We start from the raw sequence: 11340 nt of genomic DNA, 5'->3' as shown, positions 1-11340 counted from the left end.
GTCGACTGACGAAGAGTGATCGCCTTGGCCTCGCTTCCAGGCCAAGAAACACAGCGCCTCCCTCAGCCAGCAGGCGGCGTCATGCCGCGAGGCCGGTTCCCCCGGCCAGATGCACGGCGATGACCGCCATCATGACGCCGATGGTGGCGTCGATCGCCCGCCAGGCCAGGGGCCGGGAGAGCCAGGGCGAGAGCGCCGAGCCGCCCCAGGCCAGCAGGCTGAACCAGAGGATCGAGGCGGTGACGGCGCCTGCCACGAAGGTAGTCATACTCTGCTGCTGGGCACCGATGGCCGGGATCAGCAGCAGGGTATCGAGGTACACCTGGGGGTTGAGCAACGTGACCGCGAGGGTGGCGAGCAGCACGCCCCGGCGGCTGCGCCCGCCCCGAGCGCCGCCGGCCAGCCCCTGTCGGCCGGTGGCGGCGCGATGGAAGGCCTGCGCCGCCAGCCAGGCGAGGAACACCACCCCCAGCCAGCTCAGCGCCTCGATGGCGCTGGGCATGCTCAGCAACACCGCACTGACCCCGAACATCCCGGCGACCAGCAGCAGCACGTCGGTACTCATGCACAGCCCGGCAGACCACCAGTGGTGCTCCCGCCGCACGGCCACTCCCAGCACATAGGCGTTCTGCGCGCCGATGGCAACGATGATCCCGCCGCACACGACAAGCCCGGTCAGATAGCTCTCCAGCATGCGTTTTCCCTGTCATGGCCCCCATCGAGTGCGGCCAGCATAGCGACGTCACGACATATCGAAAAATCATCCTGCTAATATCGCATCAGTTCTGCTTATACTTCGACAACTCCCCTTATCGACACGGAGGGCCCATGCTGGACTACAAGCTGCTCCAGGCGCTGGCCACGGTGGTCGAGTGCGGCGGCTTCGAGCGCGCCGGCGAGCACTCGCTTGCCGTGCCGCTCTACTGGCACTTCTGGCGGCACAGCGGCGAGGTGCTGGAGCGACTGACCGGCGTGCTGGGCGAAGTCCGGCTCGAGTGAGCTGCCGGCGCCCCCCAGGACGCCACCGATGGTCAGTCAAGCGAAAGCCTGTATGATGGTAGATGCAACATCTACAGATACGGAGCAGAAAACACGATCGATCATTCTTTCAAGCCAGCACGGGAGGTTCGCATGAAGGTCTACAAACCGGAGTGGCAGTGCACGTTTAGCGTAAACGAGGGCGTGGAAGAATCAGCCAGCTGGAAGGAGCGAATCGCCTGGCACTTTCGGGAATTCGCCGACAAACTGGACGGTGGTGGAAGAACGATCAAGATTGACTGCAACGTCACTCCCGAAGTGAGCCGTGAGGAAGTCGACACCTGCCTGGAGAAGGGCTTTGCCCTCAGCCAGAGCCTGCTCACCCAGCTCGCCCATCAGGCCGCCTGCGAAGATGTCATGCGTGATGCCAAGGCGGAGCTGTTCGAGGAAGAGCCTCACCGTTGAGGCCGTGACCGTACCTGCCAGTGCAGTCACCACACCCCATTCGACCCCGGGTCGGATGGGGTGTTTTCGTTCACAGGTTGGCCTGTCCACCACCCTTTCATTAGACTGGTCGTCTACTCACCGAAGCGAAGGAACTGCACGATGCAATCCCGCTACTTCACCATCAACGATTATCCGCAGGGCACGCCGGCACGCGAGCTGTTCGCGCTGCATGAGCAGGAACTGCCCTCGCTTGCCGAGGGCGAAGTGCGCATCCACAACACTTGGCTCTCGGTGGACCCCTACATGCGCGGCCGCATGAGCGGTGTGAAGACCTACATCGATCCCTTCGAGCTGAACGCGCCCCTGGAAGGCGCGGCCATCGGCGAGGTGATCGAGTCCCGCGATGCGAACTTTCCGGTGGGCACGAAGGTGCGCCACATGGGCGGTTGGCGGGATATCGCCCAGCTGCCAGGCAACCAGGTGGAGCCGCTGCCCACCTACGAAGTACCGGAACAGGCCTACCTGGGCGTGCTCGGCATGCCGGGCATGACCGCCTGGACCGGCCTCAACCGCATCACCGAGATGAAGGAAGGTGACAATGTGCTGGTCAGCGGCGCGGCCGGCGCCGTGGGCTCGCTGGCCGTGCAGCTGGCCAAGGCCAAGGGCGGGACCGTGGTGGGCATCGCCGGGGCGCCCGAGAAGCTCGAGTGGCTGGAATCCCACGGCATCAAGGCGGTGAGCTACCGCGACAAGGATGCCGCTCAGCTCACCGAGGTGCTGCAGGACGCCTGCCCCGAAGGCTTCGACGTCTACTACGAGAACGTCGGCGGCACTTGCCTGGAGGCGGCGCTGAACACCCTCAGGGTCGGCGCGCGCATCGCCGTATGCGGCATGATTGCTCGCTACAACGAGGACACGCCGAGTGCCGGCCCGGGCAACCTGGCGATGATCCTGATTCGCCGTGCCCGCATGGAAGGCTTCATCGTCTTCGACCACTGGGCGCATTACCCGCAGTTCCTCGAGGAGGTCGGCCCGCAGGTCGAAAGCGGCCAGCTCGACTATGAGGAGACCGTGGAGGAGGGCCTAGAGCGCACCCCGGATGCCTTCCTCAAGCTGTTCGAGGGCGCCAACCGCGGCAAGATGCTGGTCAGGCTCTGATGCAAGCCGCTTGATGTCCCCGCGCACTGGGTGCGCTGGCCCGCCAGCGCACCCACCAGTGCCTCCCCCCGACGACACGACGGTGCCAGCGGCCTGCCCGATCACGCTTGGTCGAACAGCGCCGCATAGGGGCGCTGGATGGCACGTCGCACCTCGCCGATAGAGAAGACCCGCACGAACTCATCGAACGGCTGCCCCTCGAACCACAGCTGCACCACCGGCAGCGAGAACACGCGTTGCTGCGCACAGATCGCCGATCCCTCGCCCTGGCAATCCACGTAGCAGGCAGCCATCTCGGTAAACTCACCGGCCAGCATGGCTTCGAGCTGAGGCTTGATCGCCTGGCACACACCACATGTCCGGCCGCCATACAGCACCAGCACCGCGGGGTGAGAAGCCAGGGCGGCATCGAGTTGCTGTTCTTCCGCGATGGGGATCATGTCATTCCCTCGAAAAGCCTATGTGACTGGAGGCCCACAGCGCCCCTGCCAGTCGGCATCCATCATGGCCTGTCCCTCGACGCCGGCGTCGCATCCCACGCCTACTTGCCGAGCAGCCACTGCGTCACGCCAAGCGCCAGCACTGCCGCCGCGCTGGCCCGGTGAGAAGCTCCAGCATATGGCGCCGTGCGGGCGGACGCCAGACGGCAGGATGGGATGTCGGTGATCACGCCCGCGACTATCGGGTTGCCAGCAACGCCTCGACCAGGTCAGCCAGGCTGGCCTCGCAGCGTGCCTCGGGCGCCTGCGCCTCGTCGCCCGGGCGATACTTCCCGGAGCGCACCAGGCACGCCTGCAGGCCGACCGCTATGGCGGCGGCCACGTCGCACTCCACGTCATCGCCCACCATCAGCGCCTCGTCGGGCGCCACCCCGGCCTCCTCGAGCACGGCACGGAAGAAGTTGCCCGCGGGCTTGCCCAGCACCCGCGCCTCGACGCCGGCGGCGTACTCCAGGGCACGCACGAAGGGCCCCGCATCCAGGTGCAGCGTCCCCGACTGACGGAAGTAGCGATTGGTGCCCACGGCGAGCAGCGGCGCCCCGTCCAGCAGCAGCCGGAAGGCCTCGTCGAGGTGGGCATAGTCCAGGCGCTGCTCGGCATCGCCGAGCACCACGGCGTTGGGCTCTCCCCGGGGCAGGTCGGCGAATTCCGGCTCGAGCCGCTCGTGGATCAGCAGGTAGGGGCAGAGCCGATGGCGCTCAAGGTAGCGCCGGATCGCCCCCGGGGCGGTAAACACCTGCTCCGGCTCCACGGCGAAGTCCAGCCGCTGCAGTTCCTCGCAGACCGCCGCCGAGGTCCTGCGCGAGGTGTTGGTGAGAAAGCGCAGTGCCAACCCGCTCGCCTGAAGCCGCGCCACCGCTTCCACGGCGCCCGGCAGGGCCTCGCCATCCTCCGTCAACACGCCACTGATATCGAGCAGTACTGCCTTGAGCATGGTCGCGTCCTACATGGCACGTTCCTCTCGCAAGCCTAGACGCTGGGGGCTGGATCAGCCTGGCATCACGCTGTCAGCCGTTCAGGGCGGCGGCCACCCACGACCAGGCCAAGCGTGAGGGCAGCAACCGCGTGGTGGTTCGCTGGTAATCGCTCCCCGCCGTCGCGCCAGGCTTTTGGGAGGCTGATAGTGCGGATTCATTAGGGATCCCGCTTTCCCGATGGTAATTTGCTAACATCGTTCACCATGAAGCCGTTCTACGTCGATGAAAAACGCCGAACAGGCACGCCTTTACGCGCTTGAGCAACTCAACCTCCTCGATACCCCACCCAGCGAGAGCTTCGATCGCCTCACTCGAATGGCCAGCCAGCTCTTCGACCTGCCGATCGCCGCGGTATCGCTGACGGATGCCGATCGCCAGTGGTTCAAGTCGAGGGTGGGGGTCGACCACCGTGAGATCCCCCGCGAGAAGGCGCCCTGTGCCGATGTTTCCGCCTCCGCCGAGGTGGTCGTCATTCCCGACCTGCTGGCCTCGAGCTGCTATCGCGACAGCCACCTGGCCCGCACGGGCATCCGCTTCTATGCCGGTGCGCCGCTGACCACCCGGGAAGGCCATACGCTGGGGGCCATGTGTGTCCTGGGGCAGGCGCCCCGTGAGGTCACCGAGCAGGAAAGGGCGGCCCTGGTCGACCTCGCCGCCATGGTCATGGCTCAGATCGAACTGCAGCACGCCTTCGGCAGGGTCGATCCCCTGACGGGCATGGCGAATCGCGGCCAGTTCGACGAGGATCTGCAGGACCTGGCCCTGGATGCACCCGACGAGCGGCGGGCCGCCCTCTTCACCGAGGTGGTCGAGGCCAGCCAGCTGAGCGCCCTGCACCGCACCATGGGACCCGCCTTCCTCGATGAGCTGACCCGGGTATCCGCCCAGTGCCTTCAGCAAGCCATCGGCCACGACTCGCAGCTCTACTACCTCGGCAGCTGCCAGTTCGTGCACCTCATGGCCGCGGACAGCGATGCCGGCCTGATCGACCATGCGTTGAGCCTGCGTGAGCACCTGATGGCACTCGAGTCGGCTCGCCAAGTCCCCGTGCTGGTACGGCCGGTGGTGGGCATCGCCTCCTTCCGGCTGGGCGAAACGACGGCATCCGATATCCTGCGCAGTGCCCATGCGGCCAGCCTGGACGCGCGCCAGATGGGAAAGGATGCCGGCGTCTTCTCCACGGAGCTGGACGAGCGCTTCCAACGTCGCAGCATGCTGCTCTCCGATGTCGACCGGGCCCTGGAGAGGGACGATGAGTTCTATCTGGTCTTCCAGCCCCGCGTCTGCGTGGCGACCGGCGCCTGCCAGGGGGCCGAAGCCCTGCTCCGCTGGCGGCATCCCGTTCTGGGCGAAGTCTCGCCGGCGGAATTCATTCCGCTGATCGAGAACACTCCCATGGCGCGGTCGCTGACGGCCTGGGTGGTGCGCCGAGCGGTCCGCCAGGCGGCGCACTGGCACGAGCAGGGGAAGCAGCTGCGTATCTCGATCAATGTCTCGGCGACCAACCTGGAGGAAACCGACTTCGCCGAGCGGGTACTCGCGGAACTCCACCAGGCTCGCCTGCCCGCCGACGCTATCGAACTGGAAGTGACCGAGAGCGCCCTGATCGGCAAGGGACAGGCGGCGGCCTCCCAGCTCCACGCCCTGATCGCGGCGGGCATCCGGATCGCCATCGACGACTTCGGCACCGGCTACAGCAGCCTCTCCTACCTGCACGAGATCCCGGCGAATATCGTCAAGATCGACCGATGCTTCATCACCCACCTGGGCGAGGATGCGCGGACCCGGACACTGGTCAGTTCGATGATCGGCATGGCCCATGCCCTGGGTTACCGCGTCGTCGCCGAAGGCGTGGAAAGCGAGACCGCCCTCGCCTGCCTGGATACGCTGGGCTGCAACGAAGTGCAGGGTTTCCTGCTCGCGAAACCGCTGCTGCCCAGCGCCTTCGAGGCCTGGCTTGCCGGGCAGGCGTAACACGACTCGGCTGAGTCAGCGCCCCCCGGTTGCCGACGCGCCCGGGACTAGACCACGCCTTTCCCCCAGCCGTAGACGGCCCCGATCACCGCGCCGAAGATGAGATGGGCGATCAGCATGGACAGCGGTGCCACCAGGCCGAAGCCCAGGCCGAACAGGCCGGAGCCTGCCAGGGGAAAGACCGTGACCATCACCACCAGCCAGCTGCCCACGCCGAACTCCAGGCCCCTACGGGTGGGGGTGCGGCCCGGGAGATAGGGGACCAGCAGCGCGAACAGCAGCCCCCAGATCACCGTGCCCACCACGAAATGGATACCCCAGGCGAGCATCCGGCTGTCCGGCGCGCCGAGCAGGTCCTGAGCGGCCAGGTTCATGACCTCGATGGGGTCGTACCAGGGAATGATGCCCGCCGCCAGGCGCAGAATCAGGATCAAGGAGATGACCAGGGTGGCCGCGAACCCGGCCATCAACCCTCGTAACAGGCGAGTGCTCATGGCGTCCTCCCTGCGGTGGCTGTGTCTTTCAGTGTAGTCACGCCATCGGAGACGATGCACATGGCCAGGCGCCCGGCAAGCCTCGATCAGCCAAGCCGGGTATTGCCCTCGGCATCGATGGGGAAGCCCGGGTTGTGGGCCACCTCCCAGAGGTGGCCGTCGGGATCGGCGAAATAGCCGGAATACCCGCCCCACTCTGCCCGGCTGGCCGGCTTCACGACCCGCCCGCCGGCACGCTCGGCCTCGCTCAGCACGGCATCCACCTCGGTCTCGGAGTGCACGTTATGGGCCAGGGTGATCAGACTGATGCGCTGTTCCACCGCGATTACCCTCCGGCTGGAGTTGACCCGGTTAAGTGGACAGCCGACTCTTTAAGTGGGCTTCTCGGTGAGGGATGGCGGGTTGGCCCCAAGCGGCCCCCTCAGAGTTGGTCCCTTATTTCCCCGTGTTCCACATTTCCCCGGGAAGAATTTGTCTGCGAAGAACATCAGACATGCTCCTGTGCCTTGCTGCTGCTCTCCTTCCGGCGCCAGAACCACTTCTCCATTGATATAACAAGGAATCCCCCTAGCGCCACGGCCGCCGACATGACCCAATCCGCCGCATCCAGCGGCCGCGTATGAAACAGACGATTGAAAGGCGCCAGGTAGACAAAGGCCAATTGCAGGCCCAGGGTCGCGAATATGCCGATATAGACCCACCGGTTGCTAAACAGACCGATGCGCCAGAAGGTCTGGGTGAGCGAACGACAATTGAGCAGGTACAGCATCTGAAACAGGATGATGGTGGTGACGGCCGCCGTTTGTGCTGCGCTGCGCGCCTGATCCGTCGAGACACCCGCCAGCAGGTCGGCATGGTACTCGCGGAAGAACAGCCATACCGCGCCGGCGGTCATCAGCGCGCCGACCAGGAAGGTGCGCAATACCAGGAAAGTACTCAGCAACGGCTCGTTCGGGGGCCGTGGCGGACGCTGCATCAGTTCCGGTTCCCGGGCTTCCAGGGCCAGGGGCAGGGCCAGCGCGATGGCGACGACCAGATTCACCCAGAGAATCTGCACCGGCTCGATCGGCATCAGCAGATGGCCGTCGGTAATCGGAAAGAAGAGCACGGCAACCAGGATGATCATCGACTGCCCCAGGCTGGTGGGCAAAATGAACGCCAGGGACTTGGCGAGATTATCATAGACACGCCTGCCCTCCTCGACCGCCGCGCTGATCGTGGCGAAATTGTCGTCCGCGAGGACGATGTCGGCCGCTTCCCTGGCAACCGCTGTGCCATTGATCCCCATGGCAACCCCGATCTCCGCGCGCTTGAGGGCCGGCGCGTCGTTGACGCCATCGCCGGTCATGGCCACGACCTGGCCGTCGGCCTGCAGGGCCTTGACCAGCCGTAACTTGTGCTCCGGCGCCACGCGCGCGAACACGTTGGTGGAGCTTGACAGCGTAATCAGTTCGTCATCGGATGCCGCTTCGATCTGCCTTCCCGTCACCACCTCGTCACCGATATCGGCGCAATCCAGCAAACCGATACTCCTGCCGATCGCGCGGGCAGTTTCGGCGTGATCGCCGGTAACCATCTTGACGATGATTCCCGCCTGCTGGCAGCTTCTGACCGCCTTGACGGCTTCCTCACGGGGTGGATCGGTCATGCCGACCAGTCCGAGAAAGCGCAGCTCGTGCTGCCAGGATAAAGCCTCCAGTTCCGTATCGCTTGCGGGTGTCGCCATGGCCATGGCCAGCACGCGCATCCCTCGGCCGGCGAGCTCGTGTGCGGCCTCGTGAACGGCCTCGATCGACATTGGCTGGCCATCGAAGAATGCCGGTGACATCTTCGCGATCACTTCCGGGGCACCTTTCACGTAGACCGTGGCTGGATGCACGGGGGTTTCGTGCAGCGTCGCCATGAACTGGCTCTCTGAGCTGAACGGGATTTCATCGTTGCGCGGGAAGGTTTGCCGCAACCTGTCTGCGTCGAGTGCCGCCTTGTACGCGGCGACAATGAGGGCACCCTCGGTAGGATCGCCCACAATGCTCCAGCGTCCGCCCTCGGACGTAAGTTGCGCATCGTTACAGAGTACGCCCGCGATGAGCAATTGCTGGATATCCTCCGGCAATGGATCGAGTGTCTGGCCATCCCGATACAACTCTCCCTCGGGCGCATAGCCTACCCCTGACAGCTCGATCTCTCCCTCCGGAACCCACAGGGTCTCGACCGTCATCTCGTTGCGCGTCAGGGTACCGGTCTTGTCGGTGCAGATCACCGTGGTACTGCCGAGGGTCTCGACGGCGGGCAGGTGACGGATAATCGCCTGGCGTCGTGCCATGCGTTGCACGCCGATCGCCGAGGCAATGGTAATGACGGCGGGCAGCCCCTCGGGAATCGAGGCGACGGCGAGCGTGATCGCCGCCAGCGCGCTGTCGAGGAAAGGATTGTCGCGCCACATGCCGACCAGGAAAATCAAGGCAGCGACAACGAGGATCGCCAGCGTGATTACCCTGGCGAGTCGGGCGAGGCGCCGCGTCAGCGGTGTCTGCAACTCGGTAGTCTCGCTCAGCAGTCGGGAGATCCGACCGAGTTCACTGGCTGCGCCGGTGGCAACGACCACGCCATCCGCTGTGCCTGCAGTGACCAGGGTTCCGCCGAAGGCCATCGACAGGCGATCACCGATCACCGCCTCGCTTTCCACTGCGGTTTCCTGCTTGTCGACCGGCAGTGACTCTCCCGTCAGCGGCGATTCATCGACTTGCAGTCCGTTCACCTCGAACAGGCGCATGTCGGCAGCGACCTGATCACCCGCCTGCAACTGGAGCACATCCCCCGGCACCACTTCATGTGCCAGTATCGTGGTGGGATTGCCATCGCGCAGCACGGTGGCGCTCTGTGGCACCATGCGGCTCAGGGCGGCGATCGCCTGGCTGGCGCGCATTTCCTGCACGAAGCCAATGATGGTGTTGAGCACAACAACGGCCAGGATCACGAAGCTGTCCGCGACCTTGCCGATCAGGATGGCGAGAAGACCGGCACCGAGCAGCACGTAAACGATCGGATCGGCCAGTTGATGCAGCAGTATCTGGTACCAGGGTGGGCCGGCCGTGCGTTCGATAACGTTCGGCCCCGTCTCCCTCAGCTGACTCTTCGCATCAGCAGTGGACAGACCCTGCGGCGTGGTACGCAATCGATCGAAAACGTCCTTGAGAGGAAGCGAATGCCAGTCAGGATCCATCATCGGTAGGAGTATCGCGTCAAATTATCGATAGTCGTACCAGAGCCCGTAAAGACTGACGAGCGGTCTATCGGATTGAGCGGCGTAAATCGCACCAGCAATGCCTCCTCCTCGGTTGCGTTGCAGGATGAACAGTCATGCGACGGGAGAGGCTCCTCCCTCCACGATGTCATCTTGGGCCGCAACTTGCCCCCTGCGGGGCACCATATCAGGCTTCGGGACGCTGTGCCTCGGGAGGGAGTGCGCTGCCATTCCTGAGACGCTACCTATCCTGGCTGCGGGGCAACTGCCCCGATTACGCCAGCCCGCAGCAGGCCTTGAACTTGCGCCCGCTGCCGCACGGGCAGGGCGCGTTGCGGCCGGGCTTGAGGCGGTGGACGGCGGGGTTGCCATCGAGATAGAACCAACGCCCCGCCTCGCGCACGAAGCGCGACGACTCCTCCAGCACCGACCAACGCCGCCCCTCGCGGAAGGTGGCGCGGAAATGCACCCGCCCCCGCTCGTCCTCCTCGCCGCTCTCGAGCACCTCGAGACGCTTCCAGACGGTCGCGGGGTCCGGCGCCAGGCTCGCTGGCCGGGTACTCGGGTGCCAAGTCGCCAGCAGATAGTCGGCCAGATCGAGCACGAAGGCGCTGTAGCGCGAGCGCATCAGCGCCTCAGGGGTCGGGGCCGGCTCGCCGGCGTGATAGCACCCGCAGCAACTGGCGAGCGGACGGCCGCTGCCGCAGGGGCAAGAAGTGGAGGCGGGCTGTGTCATGCAAACCTCGTGTGGTGGGCCTTACCCCTATAGGGTACCCGTTGTCGCAAGAGCAAGCCGGTTCCCCGCTCAGGCCCTGATGATCAGGACGTTGCCGCGAAAGCCGAATGGAAGCCCACCCGCGCCTGGGGCCGTTCGTCGGTCCAACAGAGGGCCATGACATATTTCGGCGGTACGTCGGGCAGGATGAGCCCCGACAGGGAGCGGAAGCCGAAGCGCTGGTAGTAGCCGGGCTCGCCCACCAGCACACAGCCCCGGGCACTGCGCTCCCGTAATCGCGCCAGACAGGCCTGCACCAGCGCCGAGCTGATGCCCCGGCCCTGCCACGCCGGCAGCACCGATACCGGCCCCAGCCCGTACCACTCCGGCGTGCCATCCGAAAGCGACACCGGAGACGCCGCTACATGGCCCACCACCTCACCGTCGCACTCGGCGACCAGCGACACGGCCAGCGCCCTGCCTCACGCAACCCCCTCACGATATGCTGCTCGGAATGGCTGGTATGTGGCGCCTCGCGGAAGGCAGAGACGGTGACGGCCTCGATGACATCAGCGTCATCAGGCGTCTCGGGACGGATGGTGGGATGACGTGGCGTGTTCATGATCCTTGTTCCTTGCAGGCAGTCTTCGAGGACGCCATTGGAGCGCGCAACGGAGATGGTTGCCGTGGGGGAATGCCGAATTCGTCGCCGCAAGTGTTCAACCGAGCAATGTGTTGCCCCCGGCATCGATGGGAAATCCCGGGTTGTGCACCACCTCCCAGAGGTGGCCGTCGGGGTCGGCGAAATAGCCGGAATACCCGCCCCACTCTGCCCGGCTGGCCGGCTTCACGA

The 11340-nt window shown here is 65.4% G+C and carries 12 protein-coding genes and 1 pseudogene; 4 read left to right on the top strand and 9 right to left on the bottom strand.

The window, feature by feature from the left end; all coding sequences use genetic code 11:
• Positions 1-79: 79 nt before the first annotated feature.
• A complete protein-coding gene (locus tag RI841_RS10135) occupies positions 80-694 on the bottom strand; it encodes a LysE family transporter (RefSeq protein ID WP_310705485.1) in 615 nt (204 codons plus the stop codon).
• Between the two features lie 134 nt (positions 695-828).
• Here RI841_RS10135 and RI841_RS10130 point away from each other — a divergent pair, with 134 nt between their 5' ends.
• From RI841_RS10130 to RI841_RS10120, 3 genes are all read left to right on the top strand, one after another.
• Positions 829-999 carry a hypothetical protein gene (locus RI841_RS10130; RefSeq protein WP_310705484.1) on the top strand — a complete coding sequence of 57 codons (171 nt, stop codon included), beginning with the start codon at positions 829-831 and terminating at the stop codon, positions 997-999.
• Between the two features lie 132 nt (positions 1000-1131).
• Positions 1132-1443 (top strand): hypothetical protein, encoded by a 312-nt coding sequence (locus RI841_RS10125; RefSeq protein ID WP_310705483.1) that lies wholly within the window; start codon positions 1132-1134, stop codon positions 1441-1443.
• A gap of 141 nt (positions 1444-1584) precedes the next feature.
• Positions 1585-2583: an NADP-dependent oxidoreductase gene (locus tag RI841_RS10120; protein ID WP_310705482.1), complete on the top strand. Its 999-nt coding sequence runs from the start codon at positions 1585-1587 to the stop codon at positions 2581-2583.
• A 101-nt stretch (positions 2584-2684) separates the two neighbouring features.
• On the opposite strand, the gene RI841_RS10115 is transcribed toward RI841_RS10120, so the two are convergent.
• Both RI841_RS10115 and RI841_RS10110 read right to left on the bottom strand, forming a co-directional pair.
• Entirely contained in the window at positions 2685-3023 is a 339-nt protein-coding gene (locus tag RI841_RS10115) for a thioredoxin family protein (protein ID WP_310705481.1), read from the bottom strand.
• Between the two features lie 238 nt (positions 3024-3261).
• Positions 3262-4017, bottom strand: a complete 756-nt coding sequence (locus RI841_RS10110; RefSeq protein ID WP_310705480.1) for a TIGR01458 family HAD-type hydrolase — start codon at positions 4015-4017, stop codon at positions 3262-3264.
• 265 nt (positions 4018-4282) lie between these two features.
• On the opposite strand from RI841_RS10110, the gene RI841_RS10105 reads away from it, so the two are divergent.
• Complete coding sequence (locus tag RI841_RS10105) at positions 4283-6034, top strand: sensor domain-containing phosphodiesterase (protein ID WP_310705479.1); 1752 nt, start codon at positions 4283-4285, stop codon at positions 6032-6034.
• A 47-nt stretch (positions 6035-6081) separates the two neighbouring features.
• Here RI841_RS10105 and RI841_RS10100 read toward each other — a convergent pair whose 3' ends face one another.
• The 6 genes and pseudogenes from RI841_RS10100 to RI841_RS10075 form a co-directional block, all read right to left on the bottom strand.
• Positions 6082-6528 carry a DUF6789 family protein gene (locus RI841_RS10100; RefSeq protein WP_310705478.1) on the bottom strand — a complete coding sequence of 149 codons (447 nt, stop codon included), beginning with the start codon at positions 6526-6528 and terminating at the stop codon, positions 6082-6084.
• An 86-nt stretch (positions 6529-6614) separates the two neighbouring features.
• A complete protein-coding gene (locus tag RI841_RS10095; protein WP_310705477.1) occupies positions 6615-6848 on the bottom strand; it encodes a VOC family protein in 234 nt (77 codons plus the stop codon).
• Positions 6849-7015: 167 nt separating this feature from the next.
• Positions 7016-9754: an HAD-IC family P-type ATPase gene (locus RI841_RS10090; protein WP_310705476.1), complete on the bottom strand. Its 2739-nt coding sequence runs from the start codon at positions 9752-9754 to the stop codon at positions 7016-7018.
• A 292-nt stretch (positions 9755-10046) separates the two neighbouring features.
• Positions 10047-10508, bottom strand: coding sequence for a YchJ family protein (locus tag RI841_RS10085; protein ID WP_310705475.1), 462 nt, complete (start codon positions 10506-10508; stop codon positions 10047-10049).
• Positions 10509-10591: 83 nt separating this feature from the next.
• Positions 10592-10954 (bottom strand): N-acetyltransferase, encoded by a 363-nt coding sequence (locus RI841_RS10080; protein ID WP_310705474.1) that lies wholly within the window; start codon positions 10952-10954, stop codon positions 10592-10594.
• A 252-nt stretch (positions 10955-11206) separates the two neighbouring features.
• Positions 11207-11340: pseudogene (locus RI841_RS10075) on the bottom strand (VOC family protein); the annotation flags it as partial.

Origin of the sequence: Halomonas sp. (assembly GCF_031581305.1) — a bacterium.
Classification (GTDB): domain Bacteria; phylum Pseudomonadota; class Gammaproteobacteria; order Pseudomonadales; family Halomonadaceae; genus Halomonas.
This window is presented reverse-complemented; position numbering and strand designations above follow the sequence as displayed.

What these genes read in the sequence shown, in the direction of transcription:
- RI841_RS10085 (WP_310705475.1), bottom strand. Translation starts at nt 10,508, where the DNA reads ATGACACAGCCCGCCTCCACTTCTTGCCCCTGCGGCAGCGGCCGTCCG.
- RI841_RS10090 (WP_310705476.1), bottom strand. Translation starts at nt 9,754, where the DNA reads ATGATGGATCCTGACTGGCATTCGCTTCCTCTCAAGGACGTTTTCGAT.
- RI841_RS10125 (WP_310705483.1), top strand. Translation starts at nt 1,132, where the DNA reads ATGAAGGTCTACAAACCGGAGTGGCAGTGCACGTTTAGCGTAAACGAG.
- RI841_RS10110 (WP_310705480.1), bottom strand. Translation starts at nt 4,017, where the DNA reads ATGCTCAAGGCAGTACTGCTCGATATCAGTGGCGTGTTGACGGAGGAT.
- RI841_RS10135 (WP_310705485.1), bottom strand. Translation starts at nt 694, where the DNA reads ATGCTGGAGAGCTATCTGACCGGGCTTGTCGTGTGCGGCGGGATCATC.
- RI841_RS10105 (WP_310705479.1), top strand. Translation starts at nt 4,283, where the DNA reads ATGAAAAACGCCGAACAGGCACGCCTTTACGCGCTTGAGCAACTCAAC.
- RI841_RS10120 (WP_310705482.1), top strand. Translation starts at nt 1,585, where the DNA reads ATGCAATCCCGCTACTTCACCATCAACGATTATCCGCAGGGCACGCCG.
- RI841_RS10100 (WP_310705478.1), bottom strand. Translation starts at nt 6,528, where the DNA reads ATGAGCACTCGCCTGTTACGAGGGTTGATGGCCGGGTTCGCGGCCACC.
- RI841_RS10130 (WP_310705484.1), top strand. Translation starts at nt 829, where the DNA reads ATGCTGGACTACAAGCTGCTCCAGGCGCTGGCCACGGTGGTCGAGTGC.
- RI841_RS10115 (WP_310705481.1), bottom strand. Translation starts at nt 3,023, where the DNA reads ATGATCCCCATCGCGGAAGAACAGCAACTCGATGCCGCCCTGGCTTCT.